Below are 26,249 nucleotides of genomic sequence, written 5' to 3'. Positions count from 1 at the left end.
TCCATCGCAATCAGGCGCGTTCGCTGCGCAGCGCAATGCAGCTTGCCGGATCGACCGAAAACCAGATCGGCTGACCGACCGGTGTCTTGTGCGAAGGATGCACGCGCGCGAGCACGATCTGCCCATTGATGCTGATCTGGAAGTCCAGCGTCTCGCCGAGAAACACCTTGGCGTGGACCGTCCCCTCGAAAACGTTGCGCTGTCCTTGCGCGGCTTCACGCGTCTCGTGCACCAGCACATTTTCTGGACGCAGCGAAATCACCACCTCTTCACCGTCACGGCATTCGACCGCATTCGCCACCGCCACCGTGCCAATCGCGGAATCGATGACGATGTTGCCGCTATCGTCTTCGCAATGCCGGACGGTGCCGTCGATGAAATTCGTCGAGCCGACAAAGTCCGCGACGAAGCGGCTGTTCGGCAAATCGTAAATCTCGCGCGGCGCCGCCTTCTGCACGATCTGGCCTTCCTTCATGACCGCGATTTCATGCGACAGCGCCAGCGCCTCCTCCTGATCGTGCGTCACGTAGATCGTCGTGATGCGCAGTTCGCGCTGCATCCGCTTGAGTTCAAAGCGCATCTTGTCGCGCAGCTTGGCATCGAGATTCGACAGCGGTTCATCGAGCAGCAGTAGCTTGGGCTCCATCACGAGCGCGCGCGCCAGCGCGAGCCGCTGCTGCTGACCGCCCGACATCCGCGTCGCGTCCCGATCGGCGACATGATCGAGGCCGACTGCCGTCAGCACACGCATCACCTTCTCTTCGATCTCGCGCTTCGAGTACTTTTTCGCGCCGACTTCCAGCGGAAAACTGGCGTTGCGAAACACCGTCATGTGCGGCCAGATCGCGTACGACTGGAACACCATGCCGAACTGCCGCCGGTTCGGCGGCACGAAGGTATCGCTGGTCGACGAATACATCGTCACGCCATTCACCAGAATCGCGCCGCCCACAGGCTTTTCGAGCCCCGCGATCGAGCGCAACGTCGTGGTCTTGCCGCAGCCGCTCGGGCCCAGCAGCGTAAAGAGCTTACCGGCTGGCACATCGAACGACACGTCACGCGCCGCGCGTACCCGCACGTTGTTGCCGTCTACATATTCGGTGTTCAGGGCTTGTACACTCAGCACGTCTTTCTCCGGAAAATTCGTTCCTGCGTCGGACAAAAAGTAAAGCGGTCTAGCGGTGATTGGCCTTCACGCCGAATTTCCCGCCCACATACTGTGCGAGCGAAACGAGCGCCAGCAACGCGATCACGAGCATCACGCTCAACGCGGAGAGCTCCACGTATTGCCCGTTCTGCCACAGCTCCCAGATCACGATCGAAACCGTCTCCGAGCCGGGGCTATACAACAGCACCGAACTCGACAACTCGCGAATCGATACGATCATCACGTAGATCCAGCCCGCCAGCAGGCCGGGTTTGAGCAGCGGCAAGACGATGCGGTAGAACGTCGTGGTCCACGTCGCGCAACTCATTGCGGCGGACTCTTCCAGTTCCTTGTGAATCTGCGTCATCGAGGTCGACGTATAGCGCATGCCATACGGCATGAAGCGCGTGATGTAGGCGAGCAGCAGGATCCACAGCGTGCCATAGATGCCGATGTCGACTTTCAACGACACGATCATGAACGACAGACCGAGTACGAGCCCCGGAAACACGAGCGGCAGAGAAGCCAGATGATTGAGCAAGGCACGGCCCGGCAGTTTCGTCTTGATGACGATCCAGCTGACCACCGCACTGAGCAACATGACCGCCGTCGCACAGCCAACCGACAGCACCAGGCTGTTCACGACCGCACTGCGCAGCACGGATAGATGAAGGATGTAACGGTACGCGTCGAACGAAAGATGATGCAGCGCGTCGAGCGACGGCGAACGATAGTACTTTTGCAGCGACGACCATAGCAGCACGACGAACGGCAACGCGACGAGCAGCAGGAAGTACACGAGAAAAATACCCACCGTGACGAAACGCCAGCGGCCAATATCGACGACGCGCGGCCGGAAACCCTTGCCGGTCATCGTCGCAAAACGGTCGTTGCGGCCGGTCACACGCGCCTGCAAATACAGGCATGCCGACGTAATCACGACGAGCAGCATCGAATAGGCCGAGGCGAGACCGATCTGGCTCGGATACTGTTCGATCGCTTCATAGATCGACGAAGTGAACACCTGGAGCTTGACCGGCAGACCGATCAACGCCGGCACCTCGAACGATTCGAGCGCTCGCACGAACAGGATCAGCAGCGTCGACGCGACGGCTGGCAACGCAAGCCGCAAGGTGATGCGCCACATCGTTCGGCCGAGGCCCGCGCCGCACATCAGCGACGATTCCTCGAGCGAGGGGTCCATGCCGCGAAAGGCGGCTGACATCAGCAGGAACGCCATGGTCGAGTAATGCAACCCGTCGACCCAGATCATGCCGCCGATGCTGTAGATGTTGAACACAGGTTTCGTGATGCCGAATAGCGCCGTGAGCGCGACATTCAGCACACCAATCTTTGGGCTCGCGAGAAAGATCCACGAAATGGTGAAGAGGATGCTGGGAATGATCAGCGGTACGATCGTGATCGCATAAAACAGCTTGCGAAAAGGCGTATTCGTGCGCTCGATGATCCATGCCAGCACGGTGCCGATCACGAACGAGACCAGTGCCGCGCCGAACGCAAAGCGCAGCGACGTCACCAGCGTGCGCAGCGTTTCCCAGGTGCCGAATGCCGTGACATAGTTGCCGATGGTGGCGACGGCCGGCGAATCCGCGATCTGCGGCGTGAAAAAGCTCTGCCAGAAGAGAAAGGTCAGCGGAATCAGAGCGAGCAACGAAACGACGACAACCGCGCTGCCGATGATGAACCATTTGCCGGAAATCCGGTTACGTCGGACGGCACCCGCTGCCACATCGGTTGTCAATTCCACGCATGCCCCTTTCTGGTTGGACACCTGGCCGCGCTCGCCGATGGCGAGGCTCGAGCAGACACCTACAATTTATTCTTAGGGACCTAATGATATCTACTAGAGAAAACACCGAGAGCGCTTGGCACGCCATGTTTTAAATGACAAAACTGCCATCTCGGTGTTTCTCGTAGGCTAATGATCGAGGGCTATTCGGCGAGCGGCCGCGCAGTCTCGCGCAGCTGCCCACGAAGCTAAGGGCCGGCGATCGCGCGGTCACGGCCACTAGCACGATGCTCGCCATCAGCCACGGAACGCTATTCGTGCAGATAGGTGAATCTGCCCGTTGTCGCAATGCCGGTAACAGCGCTCTGCGCCGGGTAAACCCGCCGCCCCAAAGTGGCCACCCAAAATTACAAGAAATCGGTCATTTAACTGAACCAGTTGAACAGCTAATCTGCACTTACCCCATCACTGTTGAGTGGGCCCCAAACTGTCACGGAGTAAATCATGGAACAACGTCTCGACTTCTACAAAGCCAGCCCCGCCGCCATCAAAGCGCTAGTCGGCGTCGAAGAACGCATCGGCAAATCGGCCATCGAGAAATCGCTGGCTGAACTGGTCCGTCTGCGCGCCTCCCAGATCAACGGCTGTGCTTTCTGCGTCGACATGCACACCACCGACGCCCGCAAAGGCGGCGAATCCGAGCGGCGTCTGGCCACCGTCGTGGTGTGGCGTGAAACGCCCTTCTTCACCGACCGTGAACGCGCCGCGCTCGAATGGACCGAAGCGCTCACGCTGGTGTCGCAAGAACACGTACCCGACGCCGTGTGGCAAGCCGTCCGCCCGCATTTCAGCGACGAGGAACTGGTCGACCTGACGCTCCTGATCTCTGCCATCAACGCGTGGAACCGCTTTTCGATCGCGTTTCGCAAAGTGCCGGCTTGAGGGCGCCGCCGCCGTGCCCGCGCGAGCCATTTCCGCCTGAACTCTTGAAGGAAAGAAGTCATGAAAATCATGCACGTCGATACGAGTGCCAAACGCGAGCAATCCAACTCGCGCGCGTTGAGCCGGTATTTTCTGGAGCGCCTGCGTGACGAAGGCGTGGATATCGAGGTCGATTACCTCGACGTCACGGTCGACACGCCGCCGCACGTGAATGAGGCATTCGCCATTGCGACCTATACGCCGCCACATGAGCGCACGCCTGCCATGAAGGCCACGTTGGCGGCATCGGATGCGCTGTGCAAGCGCCTGCTGGACGCCGACGCATTGCTCTTTGCGATGCCCATGTACAACTGGTCGATGCCCTCCGCGTTCAAGGCTTTCATCGACAGCATCACGCGCACGGGGCTGACCTACGTGAATGCGGAAGACGGCCACATAGAAGGCCAGCTTGCCCGGCAAAAGGTGCTTTTCATCACGACTCGCGGCGCGGACGTACGCGCCGGCACGCCCTACGCGTCGATGGATGCGCTGACGCCCGCGCTGAAGGCCGCTTTCGGATTTCTTGGTGTGGCGGATCCGTCTTTCGTCGACGCTCAGCCGTTGCAGTTTTCAGACCAGGCGGCGCGGCTCGATGCGCTCGAACGCGCGCGCGCCGAGCTCGACGCGATGGCGGCGAACTGGGCCAACCAGGTGAAGCCGGCCGCGGTGTTCGAAATGAACGACGATGCCATGGCATTGAACCAGGAGTAATCGCATGAAAATTCGTAGACTAATCGCGACGCTAGCGCTCGCCGGTCTTTCCATCGCGGGAAGCGCCCAAACCGTATTTGCCGCCGGTACGGCCGCTACGCCGGAGACGATTACGCCCGCGTTCAGCGCGGCAATCGCCAACGTGCCGGGCAAAACGATGACAGCGCTCGTCGTCGACTATGCGCCTGGCGGCAAGTCGCGACCGCATCGGCATGGACAGGCTTTTGTGGTCGGCTATGTGCTCTCGGGCGCGATCCGCAGCCGGGTTGGTCATGGCGAGGAGCGCGTCTTTCATGCGGGCGAATCCTGGACCGAGAAGCCCGGCGCGCATCACACGGTCAGCGAAAACGCGAGCGATACGGAACCCGCCAAATTACTGGCCATTTTCGTGGCGGACACGAACGATAAAAATCTCGTCACGTTCGACAAACCGTGAGCGCATGACGTGAGATGCATGAGGGTCCGCGCGCTTGCCCGCATGGACCTGGCTGTGCACCAGGCCATCGAGCCTGAGCCCTAGAACTTTGGATGACACTCGAAATTCACTGACGCCGCGTGCTCCGTCATCATCTGCACGCCGCTCACCGTTTCAGTCGTGACACTGCTCTGCATGCCGCGACGCTCGCAATAGTCCCGCGCCTCGCTGATTGCGTGTTCATGCGCGCGCGCCCAGGCCATCCGGCCGCCCGTCGCGCTCGCGGCTACCGTGTAGGTGCCGGGTTTGCCGGTGGCGGCAACATCGGTGGTCGATGCACATCCGATGAGGCTGGCGCACGCGGTCAGCACCGCGACCCACGCGCGCGCGCGGGTGCGCGTCGGGTTGCGCGCCTGGTTGGACAGTGCGCTTCGACGCTTTATCGCCAAGCATGCCCGCTCCTGCCCGGGCAAGTGATCTGAGACAGTGTTCAACATGATTCGCCTGCGGTTTTTGACCGTTTTATGAATCTCGAAATTATCCGCAATCAGGCGCGCCAGATCAGCCTCTTCATCCGAAAACACTGTTGCATCCGCCTGAACAATTGCCATCAGGCGGTGCCAGAGATGGGCGTCTCGCCAACCCGCGCCGTCTCGGATGAAATCTACGACGTCGCCTGCGTTGGCCGGGTTTAGCGAGTTTTTCCGACATGCAATATCTGCATTCTTCTCATAAAAACAATGCACTGGCTTTATCCCGCCAGTTGACTTGAAATTAGCACGGCCATTCCATTTTCTGGCGACCGGCCGGGTCGGTGAACCCGTACCGCGCTCGCCCCGCAGCAAGGCTGTGCAATCAAAGTCTGCGACAGGCGGATATAAAAAGAGGAGACATGCATGCGTTTTATCAATCATGGCGTTTGCGGAGCCACGCTGATTCTGGCCGCCGGTGGCGCGGCGGCCGCCGATTCGAGCGTCACCTTGTACGGCGTCGTTGACGCGAACATCCAGTATCTGGACAACGGCGGCGTCCATTCCTATTCCGAAAAGAGCGGTGGCTCGACCGGCTCCCTGTTCGGCCTGAAGGGTACCGAAGACCTGGGCGGCGGACTGAAGGCGCAGTTCGACGTCGAAACGGGCTTTAACGTGAACAACGGCGGCTTGTTCGCCGACACCTCGGCGCTCTTCTATCGTCAGGCATGGGTCGGCCTGAGCGACGCCCGCTACGGTTCAGTGACCATGGGGCGTCAGTACGAGCCGAGCTTCCGGGTCATCTATCCGTCCGATCCGTTTCGCGCGAACGAAGTGTTGTCGCCGTTTTCGGCCAACGTCCTCGCGGTCGACCGGAACACGCTGTCGACGCAATACGATTCCGGCCGCGCCAGCAATTCGGTCATGTATGCATCGCCGAATCTGAAGGGCCTGCAGTTTTACGGCATGTATGCGTTCGCCGCCACGGTGAGCCAGCCCGTGCCGGCCACGACGGGGAACATGCTGAACGTCGCGGCCACTTACTCGGGCTACGGTTTTTACGCGGGCCTTGCGTATGTGAACCAGCATCCGGGACAGGAAACCATCGCCGGCCTGCCCGCTTCGCTGAGCCTGCTCGGCACCGAACACTTCATCGGCGCGCTCGCTTACCGGATCGGCATCGTGAACTTGCAGTTCAACTATTCCTACAACCGCGCGAAGGACCCGGCGGCGGGATCGCTGGCAGCGCATCTGGGCACCGGCCATTCGCTAAGTATCGCGGAGTTGGGTGCGACGATCCAGGCCACGCCGGCCGACGTAATCGCGATTGCCGGCGTCCAGCGCAATGTGCGCGGCGCGCATGACAATACGCCGGGCATCGAAGTGGGCGTCGACCATTCGATATCCCAACGCACGAGCCTGTACATGCGGGCCGGCTATATGAAGAACAACGGCACCGCCACGGTGAGCTGGCCGGGCGTGACGGTGAGCGCGCCAGGCACGAAGCAGATTCTTGCGACGGTGGGGATGACGCATCGGTTCTAGGGCGAACCGCGGCAGGGTCGTTGCTATCTCCATTCCGTCCAATTGGCGGACACGAGAAGCTTTCATTCCTTTCAAACGAGACCACGATGGGCGTGCCGCATACGACCGCGGCGCACGCACACGCACACGCACACGCACGCGGGTTCGCATCCTTCTCCGCTCCGCCAGCATCCCACTCGATGCACCGTCAGCCGCCGGGGCGCATCGAGGCTCTTGGCGGAGATGTACAGATATGCCCGATCAGCGACCCATTCCACCGAGACCGGCGCTTCCGACCGACGCGCGCTGCATGATCGGCAATATGAAAACCACGGCGCTGGCGTCGCTGCGCGGTTCAATCGACTTCATGTGCTCCCACGCATCGACTCGCCGACCATTTTTGCCGGCCTGCTCGAGCCGTCGCGGGGCGGCGCTTTTTCATCGATCGGCGCGGCTTATCAGCTGGACCGGAATCTCGACCGCGTCCATATTCCGTGGACGTGATCCCAATACGTGAGCATGGCAGGCGCCGCGTAGCAAAACACTTTCGGAATCGCGCTTCACCGACTAGTCTGTAACTACACCAATCAACTACCCGGACGCTGAGCCGGAGGAGACATCGATGGAGATCGAAGCACGCACCATGACGCGCGTGACGGTTCGGCTCGTGCCGTTCCTGATCCTGTGCTATTTCATTGCCTATCTTGACCGGGTCAATGTCGGCTTTGCTGCACTGCAGATGAACAAGGCGCTCGGCCTTTCCGCGAGTGCATTCGGCTTTGGCGCGGGGATTTTCTTTATCGCGTACTTTTTTTTCGAAGTCCCCTCCAATCTGCTGCTCGAGAAATTCGGCGCGCGGCGCTGGATCGCCCGGATCATGTTCACGTGGGGGATTCTCGCTGGCGCGATGGCGTACATCCCGGACATTGCCCGCTTCACCGGGTTCTCGCCCGCGCACGTGTTTTACGGCTTGCGCGTCCTGCTGGGCGTGGCCGAAGCGGGATTCTTCCCCGGCATTATTTTCCTGCTGACGCTGTGGTTTCCCGCCGCGTATCGCGGCCGCGTAGTCGGCTATTTCATGGCGGCCATTCCGCTTTCAACGGTGATAGGGGGTCCGGTATCAGGCGCCCTGCTGTCGATGGACGGACGCGGCGGCCTGGCCGGCTGGCAGTGGGTCTATCTGATCGAGGCGCTGCCTGCCTTGCTGCTCTCGATCGCCGTGCTGTTCTATCTGACCGACAAGCCGGCCGACGCCAGCTGGCTTGCCGATGACGAACGCGACTGGCTGGTCGCCCGCCAGGCTCAGGAACGCGAGCATCGCGAGGCCGTGCATACGTTCAGCGTGAAGGAAGCGCTGTTCAATCCACGGGTGCTTGCCGTCGCGCTCATCTATTTCGGTGCGAACGCAACCAACTACGGGCTGAGTTTCTTTCTGCCGCAGATCGTCAAGGCTTTCGGCCTCAGCAATCTGCAGACCGGTTTCGTGACGTCGTTGCCTTATATCGTCGGCGTATTCAGCATGGTTTTTTGGGGGCGCCATTCGGACCGCAAGCTCGAACGCAAATGGCACGTGGCGATCGCGCTGCTGGTCGCGGCCGGCGGTATTGCGGCGGCGGCCGGGCTCGACAATCCCGTGGAGAAGATGATTGCGCTGTCGATTGCCGGCTTCGGCATCTTCGGCTGCCTGCCGGTGATCTGGACCTTGCCGGCGTCGTTCCTGTCGGGCGCGGCGGCCGCGGGCGGCATCGCCGCCATCAATTCCCTCGGTAATCTTGCGGGATTCTTCGGACCCTACGCGATGGGCTGGATCAAGGACAGCACCGGCAGCTTCGGCGCCGGGCTGCTCTGTTTGTCGGGAGCGGGACTCGTCGGGGTGGCGGCCGTGCTTCTGCTGCATCACGATACGTCGCTCGAGGCGTCGTGCAGTCTGCCAGATGCGGGGGCGGCAGGTCGGGCGAAGGTGGCGGGGTCTTAGAGCCGTCTGGGCGGCGCCGTACGTTTGAACCTCAGGGCGACGCGCTCGCGCTCGCCGGCGCGCTCGGGAAGGAGTTTGCCGTGCCGCCGGCGTCCGGTGGCATCACGTCGTCTGGTGTGGGCGTGGGCGCCAGGGCCGGTTCGCCGCTGCCATGCGCCGCACCGTCTACTGCCCCGCTCGCCGACACAGGCGTCGACGGCGCTTGAAGAAGCGGCGGCTGCGGCAACGGCTTCGGTTCAACAGCCGCGGCGGCCCCCGATGCAGCGTACGCCGATGCAGCGGCCGCCGATGCCGGTACAGACACAGCAGGCGCAGCAGGCGCACGCCGCGTCGTATTGCGCGCGACAACCGGCGCCTCGGTCTTCGCCGGCGATGCGCCGAACAGATGCTGGAACCACTCGCGCAACCTGCCTGTCCGGTCAGCAAACCAGCCCGGCTGCTGCTCGGTCGCGAACCTGACGCGGCTGTCGACCAGCTTCGATCTTTGCGCGCGCTGGAAAAAGTCGCCGACGATCGGCAACGCGCTGTGCGCCCCCTGGCCCCAATAGTCGCTGCGCAAGGTCACCCGGCTGTCGTTGAAGCCGACCCACGCGCCTGCCACGAGCTGCGGTTGGATCAGAATGAACCAGCCGTCCGCATTGCCCTGCGTCGTGCCCGTCTTGCCGGCGACGTCGCCGCGCACGCCGAAGCGGCTGCGAATGCTCGAACCCGTGCCGCGGCTCACCACGTCGCGCATCACATCGACGAGCGTGCGGGCGGCGTCGGCCGGCAACTCCTGTTTCGGCGGCGCCGGCGCGAATTCGGCCAGCACCTCGCCGTTGCGGTCTTCGATCCGCGTGACCATCACCGGCTCCACGTAAGCGCCGAGGTTGGCGATCGTGCCGTAGGCCGAGACCATTTCCTTCAGCGTCACCGGGCTCGTGCCGAGCGCGAGCGACGGCACCGGGTCGAGCTCACTGTCGCGCACGCCCATGGCGCGCGCCAGTTTCGCGACCTTGTTCGGACCGACCGTTTCCATCAACTGGGCGGTGATCCGGTTGCGCGAATAAGCGAGACCGTCGCGCAGGCTGATGGCGCGCTCGCTCGGCGCATCCTCGTCGTTCGGACGCCAGACTTCGCCACCGGCGAGCGGAATCTCGACGGGCTTGTCGATAAACGTGTCGCTGGGTTTCGCACCGTCTTCGAAGGCCGCGGCATAGACGAACGGCTTGAAGGTCGAGCCCGGTTGACGCCGTGCCTGCTGCACGTGGTCGAACGGGTCTTCGCTGAAGTCGCGGCTGCCGACCCATGCCTTGATCTGGCCATTGCGCGGATCCATGGCGAGAAAGTCCGCCTGCACACGGGTTTTGGATTCGCATACCGACTGCACCAGGTCGCGGTCGGACGAGACGCGTTTCATGGCGTCGTCGTCCGTCAGGCCGGCGTCTTTCGCGGCGCGATAGTCGGGCGTTTCGCGCAGGAAAGTCTGCAGCAGGTCCCGACCGTTCGCACAACCCGCGCGCGTACCCCACGCCGAATTGGCAATGCCCTGCAACTGGTTGCCCTGCAGGGTCACGGCCTGAGTGGCCATGGTCTGCAAGCGCGAATCGATGGTGGTGCGCACCACCAGTCCGTCGGAATAGAGGTTGTAGTCGTTGCGATCGGCCCACGCCGCGAGCCACTTGCGCAATTGCTGCGCGAAGTGCGGCGCGGGTCCGGGCGGCTCGGTCTGCCGCTCGAAATCGATGCGCAAGGGGCGGCGCACGAGTGTCGCATAGGCCGCGGGCGTGAGCTTGCCGTACTTGACCATTTGCGCCAGCACCGTGTTGCGCCGTTGCAGGGCGCGTTCCGGATTGAGCACCGGGTTGTAGTAGCTATTGCCCTTGAGCATGCCGGTGAGCGTCGCGCTTTCCAGCACGTTCAGGTCTCCGGCCGATTTGTCGAAATAGGTTCGCGCCGCCATCTCGATGCCGTAGGCGTTGTAGAGGAACGGCACTGTGTTGAGGTAGGTCTCGAGGATCTCGTCCTTGGTGTAGAGCGCCTCGATCTTGAAGGCCGTGATCGCCTCCTTGATCTTGCGGGTCAGCGTGGGCGCGCGGCCGATCTCGTCCGGATAGAGATTGCGGGCGAGTTGCTGGGTGATGGTCGAACCGCCCTGGCGGTCGCCGGAAAACGTGTGCAGCGCGGCTGATGCCGTGCGGCGCCAATCCAGCCCGAAATGCTGATAGAAGCGATGGTCTTCTGTGGCGATCAGCGCGTTCACCACGTTCGGCGAGATGTCCTTGAGTTTCACCCACTCGCGGTTCGAGGGCTTGAATTCGGCGAGCAGTTTGCCGTCCGCCGAGAGAATCTGCGCCGGCTGCTCGATTTTCGCCTTACGGATGTCGCCGATGCTCGGCGTGAATGGGATCAGGATCAGCACATACAGGAGCAGGAGCGCCGGGATGGCGGCGCAGGCCTTTGCCACGCCACGCAACGTGGGATGGCGTAGGTGCCAGAGGGCCCGGGCGATGGGCTGGTTCGCGAGGGTTAGCCCTTTTTCAAGGGTCTGTAGGAATTTGGGGATCAGGCGCTTCACTCGGGGTTACCGTTCTGCTTGACGAAGGCAGCATCGTAGCAGGGGCTGCCTGGTGGGGTTTGGGTTGGAGGTCTGGTTGCCTACGGCGTTGGGGTTTATTTGATTTGTTTGCCTGCGTGGCGCTTGTTTGTCTGTGCTTTTATGGTGTTGGCCTTTCCTTGAATTGATATTGGTCTATTAGCGTTGCCCCTGTGCGGGGCGGCACCTACTTCTCTTTGCCGGCTGCAAAGAGAAGTAGGCAAGAGAAAGCAGCTCAAACCGCAAATTCTTAAGCGGGTCCCCCGCACAGTCCCGGTAGTGGTGCATCTGGAATCTGTGTCCTCGCGCATTCGACGCCGGTGACAAGGCAGTCATACTTCCGGCGGCGCTACGCGCGCCGAAGGGTACTTCTCAAAACCGTCCGTTGCGTTTTTGCGCTCATGCTTTAGCTGGTGCAGTGGCACTTCCAGAGCTCCGTGGTGTCGCGCATCCCACGCTTCGCCGAGTCGACGCCGACGGCCCCACCCACACCAACCGAATCCATGGGTTGACATGATGAACCCTTCCGGCGAGCACGCAGTGCGAGGCGGGAAGTATGACTGCCTGGTCACCAGGGCTGAATGTGCGAGAACACGGATTCCAGATGCACCACTACCGTAGCTGTGCGGGGGACCCGCTTAAGAATTTGCGGTTTGAGCTGCTTTCTCTTGCCTACTTCTCTTTGCAGCCGGCAAAGAGAAGTAGGTGCCGCCCCGCACAGGGGCAACGCTAATAGACCAATATCAATTCAAGGAAAGGCCCACGCCATAAAAGCACAGACAAACAGGCGCCACGCAGGCAAACAAAACAGGGAAAGGCCACCACCGTAGACAAACAACCAAACCCACCGCCGCAGGCACTTCCCTTACTTCACTTGAAACCCATAATCCCCATGCGTCCGATGCCCATCAGAAGCCACGGCCACCCAATGCACGGTATAACGCCCCGCCACAAGCGGCGGCAACGGCACCACGATCAGTGCCGCCTGACGCGCATCGACCGCGGATTTCTCCGTGTTAACCTGCTTGCCGCTCGCATCGGTAACAGTCAACGAACTGAACGACGGCTCAAGCGGTCCATCAAACATCACGCGGACCTGAGCAGGCGACGCCACCGTCGCGCCCGCACCCGGCTCCTGCTTCGCCGGAAAAACATGAGCGAATGCGGCACTCGCAAACACGAACCCGGCAATCATCAACGGCACCTTCGCTGCCGCCCGCAGCCAGTCATGTCGATCGGTTTTCATCGCTTACTCCTACTATGTTGCTGCGTTACTGGAAGAGAGGTTTGCCGATCGTGGTCGGCGCGACATCGTCGAAGAAGATGTGAGCCTGCACCAGAATGCCCACATGCGATCCGCTGGCGTGGTTGATCGGGATTTGCGCTTCAACGCCGAACTGGCCATAGCGATTGATCCAGATGAAACCCGGATTGACCGTGCCGGTTGTCTGCCCCTGGCTTCTCGACAGCGGAATCTCCACCAGAGGAATAACGTTCGCCAACGGCTGTGGCAAGCCAATGTCGTGCACGTGCTGCTGCAAATACGGCAAGCTGTACTGCACCGTGAAGCCATAGTTGAAGGCGTTCGGCTGCCCCGCTCCTGTCGTCAGCGCCGGACCGGCCTCGCCCGTGATCGCGATCGGCCTCAGATAGGCGAGCGAGTCAGGAAGATCGCCCATCCCCTTGCCGGCATAAATCGTCGGCGAGACCGTCGAAAAGTTGTCCGCGATCGCACGGCTTCCCGTGCCGCCGAGTTCCGCGTCCACACCGACGGAAGTCATAAACTCGTGTTCATCGTTGACGTACAGCAAATACTTAAAACCAACGCCGAAATTGTCGAAGCCGCGCGCCTTCGGATTGTTCTGCATCGCATACGTGCCGTCGACGGACACCGCAAGCCGCGGCGTGATCAGCTTGTCGTATTCGAAGTCGAAGGTATTGATGCTTTGGTCGCCGTTGTCGCCCGGCACACGCTGATGGCCGTACTCGAAGTTGGCTTCGTCGCCGACGCCGGGGTCGTCGACGGCCATCGTCGACGGAAAGACGCGATCACCCGCAATCGCGTGGGCACCGGCAAGTGAAGGAGCGAAGAGCAATACGCTGGCGGCAGTCGCGACGAGCGACCTCGCGCGCAGCGGTATCGCGCTGCACGTTGCTTGGGTTTGCATGGTTCATCCTGTTCATGGGTCGTGACAATGCAGGCGCGCGCGTCCAGGGACGGACGCGCGGCGGCATCGCGATGCGCTCGCGCATCGCGCCGTTGCGACTTGATCAGGACGTGAACGGAGGGGCGCGAGGTTGCGCTAAGGTAAGCGCTTCGACGCGGCGAACGCTCTCAAAGCGCGTGGCGACGGTGTGCTGCGTCGCGCGGACGGTGACGGAAAACAAGGCCTCGACGCCTGGCATCACGGGCATGTGAGCGAGCAGGCTGCAATAGCCGCAGGCGTCGCCGCCGGGCATGGCCGAGTGCTGAGTGGGTTTGCTGCCCGGGTCATCCGATGCCTGATCTGGCATCGGGGGCATCGACGGCATGGAGTCCATGGACGGCATCGAAGCCATCTCCGGCATCGAGCAATAGTCGCTTTCCATGCCGGTGTCGCTGCCGTCGCGCGCAGCGAGCGAATGCGAGATCGTCGGCGCGAGCGTGGCCATCAGGATCGCAAACAATCCCAACCAACTGCCGATCTTCCGATGGAAACGACTCAAGATGCGCTCGGCGACACGATTAGAAACTGTCGCGAATTATGCCATGGCACACCGCGCATGCTGGCCGGTGAGGCGCCGCTTATGCCAAACATTTTCCTCATGCGCCGCGCGCGCCTCCACTGCACTGTTGCGTTGCTGCACTGCTGCGGCACTCTTGCACTATTGCGCTGTCCCGCCGCTGCGCTGCTGTTGGGCTATTACGCCGCCCCACCGCTGCACCGCTATTGCGCTGTTGCGCTACCCCACTGCTGCACTGCTGTCGCGCTGTTGCGCTGTTGCGCTGCCCCACCGCTGCGCTGCTGTTGCACGGCCTCCCGCCCCACCCTCTACCGCAGCACCGCTGCGCCGCTGCAATGGCGGAACTCACTTACCGCTCAATGGCCCGACGACCCTACGCAGTCAATAGAGCAAACTGCCAGCGGCAAATCCGTCGCGGACAGTGGACAATGCCTCATCCCGGCTATCGGCACGGAGTGTCCATGAAAGCGCATCGCCCGCGTCCTCCGCATTTTCCCGGCGATCATTCGCATGCGGAGTGGCGCGATCACACGCTGTCTTACGTCATCGTGGCCGCGCTTGTCGTGGCGATGGTCACGCTGATCGTCTGGGGGGTCGATCCGGCGCCGCCGAAAACCATCACGATAAGCGCGGGCCCGCACGACAGTTCGTTCCTCGTCACCGCGGATCAGTACAAGAAAATCCTCGCCCGCAACGGCATCACGCTGAAGGTGCTCGAATCCGATGGCTCGGTGGAGAACCTGCATCGTCTGCTGGATCCGAAACAGCATGTCGATCTCGCGCTTGTGCAAGGCGGTGTGGCTGATGGGCTCGATACGTCGTCGCTGATGTCGCTCGGCAGCGTTTTCTATATCCCGGTGGTGGTGTTCTATCGCGGCACGGGCTTGAGCGAGCTGTCGGCACTGGAAGGCAAACGGATTGCGATCGGCCGCGAAGGCAGCGGCACGCGGCTGCTCTCGCTCAAATTGCTGGACGCGAATGGCATCGAACCGGGCGGCGACACCGTGCTGGTGCCAAGCGATGGTTTGCAGGCCGCCACGCAACTGGTGGCGGGCGAAGTCGACGCGGCGATTCTGAACGGCGACTCCGCCACGCGCGGCTTGATGCTGCGGCTCTTGAAAGTGCCCGGCATCTCCGTGATGAATTTCGACGAAGCCAGCGCCTATACGCGCCTCTTTCCCTATCTCGACGAAATCGATCTACCGCCGGGCGTGCTGGATCTGAAGCGCAGAATTCCGCCCGAGACCATCCATCTGATCAGCCCGACGGTCGAACTCGTGGCCCGAACCAACCTGCATCCGGCCATTTCCGACTTATTGATCGAGGCCGCGCAGGAGGTGCACGGCATGCCTGGGCTCTTGCAGCACGCGGGCGAGTTCCCGAGCCCGGTCGCCCACGAATATCAGATCAGCGAAGACGCGCAGCGCTACTACAAGACCGGCAAGAGTTTTTTATACCGCGCGCTGCCGTTCTGGCTCGCGAGCATCGGCGACCGCACGCTCGTTCTATTGCTACCGATGGCGGTGCTGCTATTTCCGGCGATGCGCTTGATCCCGTCGCTGTACGGATGGCGCGTACGCTCGCGCATCTATCGTTATTACGGTGCGTTGATTGCGATTGAACGCGGCGCGCTCTCCGACTCGACTGACGAGGAGCGCAAGCGGTTGGTCGCGGAACTCGATCAGATCGAAGCTTCGCTTAACCGCTTGCGCATGCCGCTTGCTTACGCCGACGCGTTCTACGTGCTGCGTGAGCACGTCGGCTTTGTGCGCAGCCGCCTGGCGGCGGCGCAGGGCCGCTACCCCTAGGCGGGGCGGCGGCCCTGGTCTCGGGCCTGGTCGTTTACGCTTCGGCGGAGGCCGACGGCGCTGCCGGCGGCGTTGTCGATTCAGCGGCCGGGTTGTCCGTCGAGGCAGGATGCGGCTGGCTGTGCGCGTCGCCCTGGGGGATGGTTGCTGCTGGCGTTGCTGTGTCCGCCGAAGCGCCCGACGCGAGCGCAGTGCTTGCGGCATTGGCGGACGCATCCACCGGCGCAGCTGCTTTCGCCGCGCCCCGGCCCGCACGATGCGCCTGCAGACGCTGCGCGCCAGCCGCTTCCTGCGCCGTCACCTTGCCTGCTTCGCTGCCCGTGACATCCACGCGCGCGGCGCCTTCGGCCAGGCACTTCCAGTAGCGGCTGCCGCGGCACCAGGTCTTGATGGCGTCGCGCAACTCGGCTTCGCTCAGCGACAGCTCCTTCGCGTGAACCACGAGGTCCTCGAAGATGCCGACCTTGAGCGGCAGCTTGGGCGCCGGATTTTTCGGGAACGCGTTCGGGAAGCGCTTTTGCAGCTTACCGATCGACTTCACCACCGGATCCACAGGCTTCGCGTCGACCTTGGCGTCAACCTTCGCGTCGACCTTGGCGGCGGGCGCGGCGCGGCGCGGCGGTGCCGGCTTGCGGGCAGGCTTCGCGCCGGGCTTGGCGACCGGCTTCGCGACGGGCTTGGCCGCAGGTGCGGCTTCGGCGCGTGCCGCAGCCAGTTGCTTCTTCAATTCAGCGAGTTGTTCGAAACCCATAGCGCACAATCAATCGAGAAAGACAGGATTGTAGCAGCGTGTTGGAAGAGACTTGTGACATGCGGGGATGCGCTGGCGCGCCGGTGGCGGTGAATGTTCTGTTTGGGGCGCGATTGAGCGCGAGAGTTTGGCTTGTATGTTCCGCGTGTTCGCGGTTTTTGTGGTCGCCTGACAGTGGGGCTTGCTTTTTTGCCTGCGCGGCGGGAGTGGGTTGTTTGCCTACGGCGTTGGGCTTTTCTTGATCTGGGCGCCTGCGCACGCTTGTTCGTCTGTCTGCCTCGTGGCGTTGGGCTTTCCTTGAATTGGTATTGGTCTATTAGCGTTGCACCTGTGTGCCTGGGGTGTTGGCCTTTCCTTGAATTGATATTGGTCTATTGATGTTGCACCTGTGTGCCTGGGGTGTTGGCCTTTCCTTGAATTGATATTGGTCTATTGGTGTTGCACCTGTGTGCCTGGGGTGTTGGCCTTTCCTTGAATTGATATTGGTCTATTAGCGTTGCCCCTGTGCGGGGCGGCACCTACTTCTCTTTGCCGGCTGCAAAGAGAAGTAGGCAAGAGAAAGCAGCTCAAACCGCTAATTCTTAAGCGGGTCCCCCGCACAGCTACGGTAGTGGTGCATCTGGAATCCGTGTTCTCACACATTCAGCCCTGGTGACCAGGCAGTCATACTTCCCGCCTCGCACTACGTGCTCGCCGGAAGAGGCCACCGGGAACACGGGACTTCGTTCGTGCACGCCGGGGTCACGGGCTTCGCTTGGGCAAGCACTCATCAACTGGCCCCACACTACGTGCGTCGCGGATGGGGCTGCCTGGGAACCCAGGGCTTTGTTCGTGCACGGTTTGGGGCCACCAGCGCCGCCTTGGCGAAACGCCCCGGCGACGGCGGCGAGAGGCAGAGGCAGAGGCAGAGGCAGAGGCAGAGGCGAAAAGGCTATACACCCGAGTTCGACAGATTTTCGTGTAAGTGATTGATTTTGCTGAACCCGGGGGTGCAAATTTGCCACTACAAGCTACGGATTGTCGGTATCGGCAGGTTTAGGGCATCGAAGAGTTCCTTCTGTTCAGGAGTCAGTGTGGACAGGCCGGTTGCGCTTTGGCGCCGATGAAGGACGACCTGATGAAACTGGATGCGCCGGACGATTTCCAGCGCACGCTCGGGCGAGCAGGCTTTGTCGCGGGCCTTCAGACGCATGCGCATCACGCGATACAGCACGAGCGCCAGAAAGCAGATCATCGCGTGTGCGCGAATCCGGTCGGGCAGGCGATGGAACACCGGGCCGATCTCGATTTCGGACTTCAGTACGCGGAAGCCCCGCTCGATGTCAGCCAGCGACTTGTAGCGCTTCACGACGTCGATCGGGGTGAGCTCCGGCACGTTGGTCACGAGGATCAGCTTGCCGTCCATCATGCGGGCGCGGGTCAGTGCACGCTCATCGATGTCGTAGGTGAACAGGTCCGATTTCAGATCAACCCTGACGATCGATGCGAGCTTCGCTTCGCAGACTGCCTGATAAAGACGCGCCTTGGCACCGCTGTCGGAGAGCTTGCGGCCCTTGTGCTTGCGCCCGCCGTCCTGTCCATCGAGCTTGTCGGCCCAGCGCGCTGCGTCCCGTTCAAGTTCGGCAATATGCTTATCGCGCCGGGCACCCATTTCTGCGGCGAAGTCCGGCCGGTGCGCGACGATCAGCCGGTGACCCTGCCACTTGAATTCTCCGATGACTTCGGTGCTGGCCTTCAGGCAGGTGTCGTTATGGAAGCTGGCGAGCAGTTCGTCGAAATCGCTATAGCGTCGCGCCGCGACGGCCAGGATGAATTCCAGTGGCTGGTCATGGACCTTGATGGACTGGATCGCTTCCAGGTTATCCAGCGACAGCAGGCCGCGATCGGCCACCAGCACGACGCGGCGAACCGGATAGCGCGCCAGCACCTTGGTGATCGTTGGCACGAGCGTGTGCGTCTCTGCCGCGTTGCCGGCAAACACTTCGTGATGGATCGGCAGGCCGTCGGCGGTCTGCACGACGCCGAGCATCACCTGGCGCGCGATGTCCCCTTCCTTCGCAAGCCCGTACTGACGGATCTCGCCTGCCATTTCCGAGTGGCCTTCGGTACGGATCGTCGTCAGGTCGTAGAACACGATCGAGAGTTCCTGGTCGATCAGCGGGCGCAGCAGCGCGGCAGACACCTCCTCCAGTGCATCGGCGCACTCGACCAGCGTATCCATGGTGCGCAGCAGCCGTTGATGCGTGACCGTCTCAGGTGCAACGTCCGGCACCATGGTCGCTTCGAGCCATCGCGTGATGCCCAGCTTCGATTCCGGATCGCACAGCCGGTTGAACACCATCACGCGCAGCAGGCGCTCGGCGTCGAACTGGTGATGCGGTCGCAGCACGCGACGGAACGCATCGGCAAAGCCCAGTTCTTCCCACAGCGCCGTGAGCATCCAGGTGTCGCCAACCGACAGGCCCGACGTAAAGGCGGCCTCGCCGGTGCCCTCATTGAGCGTCGGTTTGCCCGCCGCACGCAGCAACCCGTTGATCAGTGCATCGTTACCGCCGGCCTGTACGCTCTCCAGTCGTCCCAAGGTAGCAATCACGCGCTGACGCGACACACCCAGCTCATCGCGAAAGGATTCCATGAGCTGGACGTACTGGCGTGGACCCGAAGACGTGACTTTGATAAACATGCCACAACTGTAGTCACGAATATGGCTTGTTTCAAGCTGTATTGTGGTATCGGCGTGCCACTACAGAGTTATTCAAGGTCCGCGCATCAAGTGTTTGATTTGTCAGCGCCTTTGCCCGCAAACTGCCCCGAAAATCGGTTTAAGCTGTCGAACTCGGGTATACACGCCGCCCCACGGCGTCAAACGAACCGTGAGCGCGAAAGCGCAGCGGACGGTTTTACGAAGTGCCCTTCGGCGGAAGCGCGAGCGCAAAAATGCAGTAGGCGGTTTTAGACGTACCCTTCAGCGGAAGCGTGAGTGCGAAAACGCAGCGGGCGGTTTCAAGAAGCGCCCTTCGGTGCGCGTAGCGCCGCCGGAAGTATGACCGCTGTGTCACTCACGCCGAATGTGCGAGAACACAGATTCCAGATGCACCACTACCGCGACTGCGCGGGGGACCCGCTTATGCGCTGGCGGGGTGAGCCGCTTTCTTTGCTTATCTTTCTTTGCGGCGGCAAAGAAAGTAAGTGCCGCCCCGCACAGGGGCAACGCTAATAGACCAATAACAATCCAAGGAAAGGCCAACACCCCAGGCACACAGCGGCAACGCTAATAGACCAATATCAATTCAAGGAAAGCCCAAAGAGCCAGTTCAAGAAAAGGCCAACACCATAAAACCACATCCAAACAACCGCCCCCCAGGCAAAAAAAAACCTCAAACCTTCAACACATCCCCAAACCCGCCCACCCGGGCACCCAACTCCCGAATCACATCAGCGACCCTCGGCGACAAGAGCGCCTGCAACTCATCAACATGCCGATACTCCCGCATCCCACGACTCAAAACCCGATCGCCGGCAACCGCAGGATGACAATAAATCTCCCCCACCCCATCGGGTAAATCGGCCAGCGCAGCAAGCCACGCCGCCTCATCCATCCGCCCACTATTAGCAATCCCAACAACATAATCGTTGTGCACGATCCCAGCCCGGTCCAACCTCGCCCGCACCTGCGAGATCCACGGCCGCAACCACAGCGGCGCGCTCACCTCGAACGGCAAACGCATCGCCCGCATCCCATACTCGCGGCCGATCTCCAGAACCAACCCAAGCACCGTCGGATGCACATGAAAATGCTTGTGGGTATTGACATGATCGAGCGTCAAACCCGTCCTCGCAAAAGCCTCGAACTGCGCGCGAATCTCCCGCGCCAACTGTTTGCGAACATGCGGCAAAAAGAAAAACCGCACCCCGTCCCGCACCATGTTGTCACCGAAACGGCCATGCTCGTCGAGCAATGCGGCAATCCCCGCGCGCGGCGCGACCGCGTCGCCGTCAGCCAGCACGAGATGCAGACCGACGCGCAACGCGGGCAGTGCGCGAGCACGCGCCACCGCATCGCCCGCGGCAGGCGCACCGATCATCAGGCTCGCGGCCGTCAGCACGCCGTGCCGGTGCGCCTGTTCGACCGCCAGATTCACCCGCTGATCCAGACCGAAATCGTCGGCAGTAACGATCAGCCCGCGCCGCCTAGCCGCCATCCGAAGTCTCCATGACATCCATCGCACCCAACGCCGCACCACGCGTCGTCGGCGCCGACGCCGACGCGCCGACCGGCACGCGTGCGCCACGCCACGTCACATGCGAACCGAACGCGCCCGCGAGCCATTGGCATGCCAGCAAGGTGTCGCGCAATGGCACGAGCGGCAAATCGCGCCAAAAAGTGCGTTCATGTCGCGCGGCACGCGCATGCAGCAGCATGCGCGCGGCAAAACCAGCCACCGTGCTGACGCCGCTCCCGAGCGCCGCCCACAGGTGCACGCCGTCGAAGGGACCGTTCGCAAGGCTGCCGGTGAGCCATGCGCCGGCAAGAAGCCACGGCGTCGGGAAGGTGACGAACAAAAACGCAAAGCCACGTGGGCTCACCGAGCGGATCGTGCGCAACCAGCGCGTCTCACGCTGCCACAAGGCGGAAAAAGTCGGCTCGATGACATCGGTGGCCACCATCACGCGCGAAAGCACCGTCCGAAGCCCGAGCGCACGCACGTGTTCGGCGAGCCAGTAATCGTCCGCGAGACAGTTTTTCAGGGCCTCGAATCCGCCGATGCGCTCGAGCGTCGCGCGGCGTAACGCAAGCGTCGCGCCGAAACCGAACCGGCGCGACCCTGCCGCATGCGCGACCCGCACCGATGGCGCAAACCACTCGTTGATGAATAGCGCGCCAACCCGTGGCCAGAAACCGCCGACGCTTTGCGCCACGTAGAGACAGGTCACCACCCCCACACGCGGATCGGCAAGCGGCGCCGCCACGCTGTCGAGATAATCGGCTTCGACTGCGATGTCGCTATCCGCAATCACAATCACGTCATGGCGCGCCCGCTCCGCCATGTTGATCAGATTGCTGACCTTGAGATTGCTGCCGTGCACCCGCGGATCGATCGCTAGCTCGATGTCGCGCATCGGAAACGCGGCCTGCAAACGGCGCACCACGGCGATGGCGGGATCATCCGGCGACGAGACACCGAGCACGAGCTGGAAGTGCCCGTGGCGCTGGTCGCAGAAGGTTCTGAGATTCTCGTAGAGACGTGGCTCCGCGCCGCATAGCGGCTTGAGCACGCTGACGCCGACATTCGCAAAAGGATGCTGAGGATGAGAAGTCCGGGCGGCGGCACTCGTGGCGTGCGTAACACTCGCGGCCCCGCTACGGCGCGCGGCGAAGAACGGCATGGCCACCGCAGCCACCATCGCATAGAGCGAGGCCGGGACGCAGCCGGATAACAGAATCCACTGGCATGCCGTCAATGCGTGCGCCACCATCGCCTGTTTCCGTCAGTGCCCGGCCAGCACGAATGGTCTGCCGGTAAAGCGCAGATGCAGAATCACGAACCAGCGCCGCGGACAATCCGCTTCGATCAAAACGGGCCGGCCGGCAGACGTTGCGTGGTGGCTTTGAATCGCGAGGTCGAACGCTGCGCGCGCGAATTGGCGCATCACGAGGACGCCGCTGACGATCAGTGCAAGCGCGATGAACTGGAACGTCGTGGAACTAAAGACCTGCTGTGAAACCGGCAAGACCAGCAGCCCCAGCAAGGCGAGTACTTCGGTACCCATGGCCGTGAGCGCAGCCGCCATCAGATGGGCTCGCAGCATGTCGGCGGTGACTGGCTTCATGACTGGGGCTCGTGACCTGAAAAAACGCACGCCAATGTGGAGTGGCGCGAATGACTGGCAAAAGCGCCGACCGTACATCCCGTCGAAGTGCTTACGATTAAGTTGCGATGATCTGACAACACGACATCGTTTCGCGTGCTCATATCAGCCACGCGATAGTGACCTGTTGAGCCGCGATAGTAGCGATTCGAACTGAAGGAAACCTTAAGGAAGAAAGAGGTATAAAGCGTGTCATGAACATGCTCGTTACACTGCGGGTATGCGGCTCGGTGCTTACTCAAAAGCCACCGCCGCTATGGAATAGACATCGAACGGAATTTCTCCCCATGCGTGTACTCCTCGTAGAAGACGACGACCTGATCGGCTGCGGCATCGAAGCGGGACTGCGTCAAGCCGGTTTCACGGTCGACTGGGCACGCGACGGCCACAAGGCCAGCCTCGCCCTCGACACCACCGCCTATGCACTGGTACTGCTCGACCTCGGCTTACCCAGGGTGCCGGGTATGGAATTGCTGAAACGGCTGCGCGACGCCGGCAAGGACGTGCCGGTGCTGGTGCTGACCGCGAGAGGCACGGTGGTGGACCGCGTCGGCGGCCTCGAAGCCGGCGCCGACGACTACCTCGGCAAGCCCTTCGATCTGACCGAGCTGATCGCCCGCTGCCGGGCGCTGCTGCGCCGCGCTCAAGGGCGCAGCGTCGAGGTGATCCGCTATCAGGATCTGACGGTCAATCCCGCCGCGCAAACCGCCGAACTCGGCAATACGCGCGTGCCCCTCACTTCGCGTGAATGGGCGATCCTGATGCAGTTGCTGACCCACCAGGGCATTCCTCAGTCGCGCTCGCGCCTTGAAGAAAGTTTGTATGGATGGCAGGAAGAAATCGAAAGCAATGCGATCGAGGTCCATGTGTCCAATCTGCGCAAAAAGCTCGGCCCCAAATTGATCAAGACCGTGCGCAATATCGGCTACGTGGTGGAGAAAGCGTAATGTCGGCATCCATCCGCCGGCGTCTGGTGCTGCTGGTCCTGACCAGTATCGTGCTGATCTGGGGCATCGCGCTGATATCGAGCTATCGTCAGGCCTCGCGCGAAGTCGGTGAATGGGAAGAGGCGCGCCTTGCGGAACTCGCGCAAATCCTCGCGCTGCTCGACGAGCGCAATCTGACCGCGCTCGCCAACGCGCGCATCGACGTGCGCGAAGAAGAAAAAGGCGGCGAACCTGGCGCCAACAACAGCGACGACGACGACACCTTGCCGCGCGACGCGCTCTTCCAGGTACTCAGCGCGAATGGCGACGTCCTGGCCGGCAGCCCGCAATTGCACGCGTTGCACGCGTGGGATTTGCCTGTGCCGCCCGCAAGCGGCGCGCAAGACATGACGCTGGCCGGTCAGATGTGGCACTCGTTCACCTTGCGCGATGCCGCGCTCGGCCACACCGTGCGCGTGTTCGAACCGGCCAATACACGCAGCGACCTGGTGAGCGGGGTCGCGAGCCGGATCGCCCGGCCCACGCTCATCGCGCTGCCGGTGCTGGCGCTGCTGGTGTGGTTCAGCATCGGCTGGAGCCTGGCCCCGTTGAAGACGCTCTCGGGCGCCATCCGCGCGCGTGACATCAACCGTCTGGAACCGGTCGACATCGGCCGGGTGCCGACCGAGGTACGGCCACTCGTCGACGCGATCAATCTGGTGCTGTCGCGCTTGCGGCACTCCCTCGAGCGGGAACGTGCGTTTACCGCCGACGCCGCCCATGAACTGAAGTCGCCGCTTGCCGCCATCAAGGTGCAGGCACAGGTCGCACTGGCCGAACCGGACACGGCGCTACAGCGGCTGGCGATGGAGCGCGTGGTGCAAGGCGTCGATCGCAGCGCGCGGCTCGCCGAACAGTTGCTGCTGCTCGCGCGTCTGGATGTGCACGAAAAACTCTCCACCGCGCCACTCAGGCCCGCGGCGGTGGCGAAAGACGCGTTGCTCGCCAACGAACGCAATGCGCAGCAGAAGAACATTCGCGTCACGCTCATCGGCGACATGCGTGCCGAGATCAACGCGGAGCCCGTGCTAATTGGCATTCTGCTCGACAATCTGCTGGATAACGCCATCAAATACGGACGCGCCGGCGGCTGTATCGAAGTGGCGATACAGCATGCGGTCGGCCGCGTGCAGCTCTGCGTGCGCGACGACGGCCCCGGCGTCGCGCCCAACGATCTCGCGCGCCTCACGAACCGGTTCTTCCGCGCGACCGGCACTCAGGCCACCGGCAGCGGCCTGGGCCTCTCGATCGTCGCGCGAATTGCCGAGCATTTCGGTGCGAGCCTGCATCTCGGCACGGGGATCGAAGAGCACGGCCTCGCGGTGGAGGTGTCGTTTCCCGCTTATGCGGGCGCGCATTGAGGGTGTCGCGCTAGCGCCGGCTCGTTTCACCCACGGCCGTCCGCTCCGCCCGCTCTGCCTGGTTACGTCGGCTCTGCCCGTTCCGCCCGTTCTGGCCGCTCTGCCGGTTCTGCCCGCTCTGCCGGTTCCATCCGTTCCGTCCGCCTCGGCTCGCGATTCGACGACTCGGCAAACTGCCACGCAATAAGTCCTGGCACGAAGATCAGCAGATCACGAATGCGCCGCGCGCCGGCGAGCGCGAGGCAGATGGAAGGATCAAGACCCAGCGCGCCGCCGATCAGAATGAAACCGCCCTCCTGCACACCCAGGGCGCCTGGTACGAAGAACGCTGCACTGCTGATCGCCTGGATCAGCGATTCGAACACCACCGCTTCGACCAGCGTGATCTGAACGCCGAGAAAGTACAGCGCGAGCCAGATCTCCAGTGACGTCAGGAAGCACTGCAGCGGTTGCCAGAAGAACAGATAGCGCAGCACCGCGCCGCGCCGGCGCCAGATCAGCTTGATGACCTGGTCGATCTGCGCGGACTGCCCAACGAGCGCGGCGAGCTTGCCGCTCGTCATACGATTGAGAACCCGCGTGATGCGCTCGAACGGACTGGCATGCTGCACGAGTGCGAACAGTACCAGCAGCGGTGTCAGCACCACCACGCCCCACGCCAGTTGACCGGCGAGCCGCAGGGTATCGGAATGCGCATGTGCGAACAGAAAACCGATGCCGACCATCGTGAACAGCAACTGGCTAATGACCGTGAGCTGCATATCGACGACGATGCTGCCGACCGACATGGACGGCCGCACGCCCCAGCGCTTGAGCATCCGGAACGACACCACCTCGCCGCCGACACGCGCCACCGGCAACATGCAATTGACGGATTCGCGCACCCAGACCAGATGCAGCATCGTAGCGATAGTTGGCCGGTTCGCGCCGCGAATCAACGAGCGCCAATCGCAGGCATTGGCGAGCATCGGCAGAACGTGCGCGAGCGCGGCCAGAAAAAGGCCGCTGCCCGCAGCGCGCAGTGCGCCGAGCACGGCGACGGGATTGTCCTGCCAGACCAGCCACAGCGACACCAGCAAGCCGGCAAGCGCGGCGATGCGGCCGAGATGCTTCATCACGCGGCCACCCTGCGCGCGTGCTTCAAGGCCGTCATGCCCACTGGCCTGGCGTCGCTAGCCGCCTCAAAAAAGCCATACATCA

Annotated in this window: 22 protein-coding genes; 9 read left to right on the top strand and 13 right to left on the bottom strand. The window is 62.3% G+C overall.

Translation table 11 applies throughout. The features are described from left to right. Nucleotides 1-10: 10 nt before the first annotated feature. The gene (locus P0D84_RS09030) at nucleotides 11-1,126 is read right to left on the bottom strand and encodes an ABC transporter ATP-binding protein (RefSeq protein WP_408335066.1); all 1,116 of its coding nucleotides are present in this window, start codon (nucleotides 1,124-1,126) and stop codon (nucleotides 11-13) included. Between the two features lie 49 nt (nucleotides 1,127-1,175). After that, complete coding sequence (locus P0D84_RS09025) at nucleotides 1,176-2,915, bottom strand: ABC transporter permease (protein ID WP_408335063.1); 1,740 nt, start codon at nucleotides 2,913-2,915, stop codon at nucleotides 1,176-1,178. Nucleotides 2,916-3,401: 486 nt separating this feature from the next. Between P0D84_RS09025 and P0D84_RS09020 the strand changes: the two genes are divergently transcribed. Genes P0D84_RS09020 through P0D84_RS09010 form a run of 3 tightly spaced genes read left to right on the top strand, consistent with a single transcriptional unit; the run spans nucleotide 3,402 to nucleotide 5,025 of the window. Continuing rightward, the gene (locus P0D84_RS09020; RefSeq protein WP_408335060.1) at nucleotides 3,402-3,839 is read left to right on the top strand and encodes a carboxymuconolactone decarboxylase family protein; all 438 of its coding nucleotides are present in this window, start codon (nucleotides 3,402-3,404) and stop codon (nucleotides 3,837-3,839) included. Between the two features lie 60 nt (nucleotides 3,840-3,899). Further along, nucleotides 3,900-4,589 (top strand): FMN-dependent NADH-azoreductase, encoded by a 690-nt coding sequence (locus tag P0D84_RS09015; protein ID WP_408335057.1) that lies wholly within the window; start codon nucleotides 3,900-3,902, stop codon nucleotides 4,587-4,589. A gap of 4 nt (nucleotides 4,590-4,593) precedes the next feature. Beyond that, entirely contained in the window at nucleotides 4,594-5,025 is a 432-nt protein-coding gene (locus tag P0D84_RS09010; RefSeq protein WP_408335054.1) for a cupin domain-containing protein, read from the top strand. A gap of 80 nt (nucleotides 5,026-5,105) precedes the next feature. On the opposite strand, the gene P0D84_RS09005 is transcribed toward P0D84_RS09010, so the two are convergent. Then, nucleotides 5,106-5,501: a hypothetical protein gene (locus tag P0D84_RS09005; RefSeq protein ID WP_408339736.1), complete on the bottom strand. Its 396-nt coding sequence runs from the start codon at nucleotides 5,499-5,501 to the stop codon at nucleotides 5,106-5,108. A 399-nt stretch (nucleotides 5,502-5,900) separates the two neighbouring features. Between P0D84_RS09005 and P0D84_RS09000 the strand changes: the two genes are divergently transcribed. The 3 genes from P0D84_RS09000 to P0D84_RS08990 all read left to right on the top strand — a co-directional run bounded on the left by P0D84_RS09000 (nucleotide 5,901) and on the right by P0D84_RS08990 (nucleotide 8,973). Then, nucleotides 5,901-7,019, top strand: coding sequence for a porin (locus tag P0D84_RS09000; RefSeq protein ID WP_408335051.1), 1,119 nt, complete (start codon nucleotides 5,901-5,903; stop codon nucleotides 7,017-7,019). A gap of 213 nt (nucleotides 7,020-7,232) precedes the next feature. Then, on the top strand, nucleotides 7,233-7,502 hold the full coding sequence (locus P0D84_RS08995) for a hypothetical protein (protein ID WP_408335048.1): 270 nt from the start codon (nucleotides 7,233-7,235) through the stop codon (nucleotides 7,500-7,502). 118 nt (nucleotides 7,503-7,620) lie between these two features. Beyond that, the gene (locus P0D84_RS08990) at nucleotides 7,621-8,973 is read left to right on the top strand and encodes an MFS transporter (protein WP_408335045.1); all 1,353 of its coding nucleotides are present in this window, start codon (nucleotides 7,621-7,623) and stop codon (nucleotides 8,971-8,973) included. A 31-nt stretch (nucleotides 8,974-9,004) separates the two neighbouring features. On the opposite strand, the gene P0D84_RS08985 is transcribed toward P0D84_RS08990, so the two are convergent. From P0D84_RS08985 to P0D84_RS08970, 4 genes are all read right to left on the bottom strand, one after another. Further along, complete coding sequence (locus P0D84_RS08985) at nucleotides 9,005-11,530, bottom strand: penicillin-binding protein 1A (protein ID WP_408335042.1); 2,526 nt, start codon at nucleotides 11,528-11,530, stop codon at nucleotides 9,005-9,007. Between the two features lie 883 nt (nucleotides 11,531-12,413). After that, nucleotides 12,414-12,794: a copper resistance CopC family protein gene (locus P0D84_RS08980; protein WP_408335039.1), complete on the bottom strand. Its 381-nt coding sequence runs from the start codon at nucleotides 12,792-12,794 to the stop codon at nucleotides 12,414-12,416. 25 nt (nucleotides 12,795-12,819) lie between these two features. Next, nucleotides 12,820-13,716, bottom strand: coding sequence for a hypothetical protein (locus P0D84_RS08975; RefSeq protein ID WP_408335036.1), 897 nt, complete (start codon nucleotides 13,714-13,716; stop codon nucleotides 12,820-12,822). Between the two features lie 103 nt (nucleotides 13,717-13,819). Then, nucleotides 13,820-14,254, bottom strand: coding sequence for a DUF2946 domain-containing protein (locus P0D84_RS08970; RefSeq protein WP_408335033.1), 435 nt, complete (start codon nucleotides 14,252-14,254; stop codon nucleotides 13,820-13,822). Between the two features lie 479 nt (nucleotides 14,255-14,733). On the opposite strand from P0D84_RS08970, the gene P0D84_RS08965 reads away from it, so the two are divergent. Beyond that, nucleotides 14,734-16,080 carry a TAXI family TRAP transporter solute-binding subunit gene (locus tag P0D84_RS08965; RefSeq protein ID WP_408335030.1) on the top strand — a complete coding sequence of 449 codons (1,347 nt, stop codon included), beginning with the start codon at nucleotides 14,734-14,736 and terminating at the stop codon, nucleotides 16,078-16,080. Nucleotides 16,081-16,114: 34 nt separating this feature from the next. Here the strand turns inward: P0D84_RS08965 and P0D84_RS08960 are convergent, their stop codons facing one another. The 5 genes from P0D84_RS08960 to P0D84_RS08940 all read right to left on the bottom strand — a co-directional run bounded on the left by P0D84_RS08960 (nucleotide 16,115) and on the right by P0D84_RS08940 (nucleotide 22,663). After that, entirely contained in the window at nucleotides 16,115-16,831 is a 717-nt protein-coding gene (locus tag P0D84_RS08960) for a ProQ/FinO family protein (RefSeq protein WP_408335027.1), read from the bottom strand. 1,003 nt (nucleotides 16,832-17,834) lie between these two features. Then, nucleotides 17,835-19,514: an IS1634 family transposase gene (locus P0D84_RS08955; RefSeq protein WP_408331403.1), complete on the bottom strand. Its 1,680-nt coding sequence runs from the start codon at nucleotides 19,512-19,514 to the stop codon at nucleotides 17,835-17,837. Between the two features lie 694 nt (nucleotides 19,515-20,208). Continuing rightward, nucleotides 20,209-21,033 (bottom strand): hopanoid biosynthesis-associated protein HpnK, encoded by an 825-nt coding sequence (gene hpnK, locus P0D84_RS08950; protein ID WP_408335024.1) that lies wholly within the window; start codon nucleotides 21,031-21,033, stop codon nucleotides 20,209-20,211. Next, on the bottom strand, nucleotides 21,023-22,309 hold the full coding sequence (gene hpnI / locus P0D84_RS08945) for a bacteriohopanetetrol glucosamine biosynthesis glycosyltransferase HpnI (protein WP_408335021.1): 1,287 nt from the start codon (nucleotides 22,307-22,309) through the stop codon (nucleotides 21,023-21,025). Before hpnI ends, hpnK begins: the two co-directional genes overlap by 11 nt. A 12-nt stretch (nucleotides 22,310-22,321) precedes the next feature. Beyond that, nucleotides 22,322-22,663, bottom strand: a complete 342-nt coding sequence (locus tag P0D84_RS08940; RefSeq protein WP_408335018.1) for a hypothetical protein — start codon at nucleotides 22,661-22,663, stop codon at nucleotides 22,322-22,324. Nucleotides 22,664-22,989: 326 nt separating this feature from the next. Here P0D84_RS08940 and P0D84_RS08935 point away from each other — a divergent pair, with 326 nt between their 5' ends. Together P0D84_RS08935 and P0D84_RS08930 are read left to right on the top strand one after the other, a co-directional pair. Further along, nucleotides 22,990-23,649, top strand: a complete 660-nt coding sequence (locus tag P0D84_RS08935) for a response regulator (protein WP_408335015.1) — start codon at nucleotides 22,990-22,992, stop codon at nucleotides 23,647-23,649. Beyond that, nucleotides 23,649-25,049 (top strand): ATP-binding protein, encoded by a 1,401-nt coding sequence (locus P0D84_RS08930; RefSeq protein ID WP_408335012.1) that lies wholly within the window; start codon nucleotides 23,649-23,651, stop codon nucleotides 25,047-25,049. The genes P0D84_RS08935 and P0D84_RS08930 overlap by 1 nt, the downstream gene beginning before the upstream one ends. Nucleotides 25,050-25,111: 62 nt before the next feature. Here the strand turns inward: P0D84_RS08930 and P0D84_RS08925 are convergent, their stop codons facing one another. Continuing rightward, a complete protein-coding gene (locus P0D84_RS08925; protein WP_408335009.1) occupies nucleotides 25,112-26,164 on the bottom strand; it encodes a lysylphosphatidylglycerol synthase domain-containing protein in 1,053 nt (350 codons plus the stop codon). Nucleotides 26,165-26,249 lie beyond the last annotated feature (85 nt).

This window comes from Paraburkholderia sp. RL17-337-BIB-A (assembly GCF_046025895.1).
Classification (GTDB): Bacteria; Pseudomonadota; Gammaproteobacteria; order Burkholderiales; family Burkholderiaceae; genus Paraburkholderia; species Paraburkholderia fungorum_C.
This window is presented reverse-complemented; position numbering and strand designations above follow the sequence as displayed.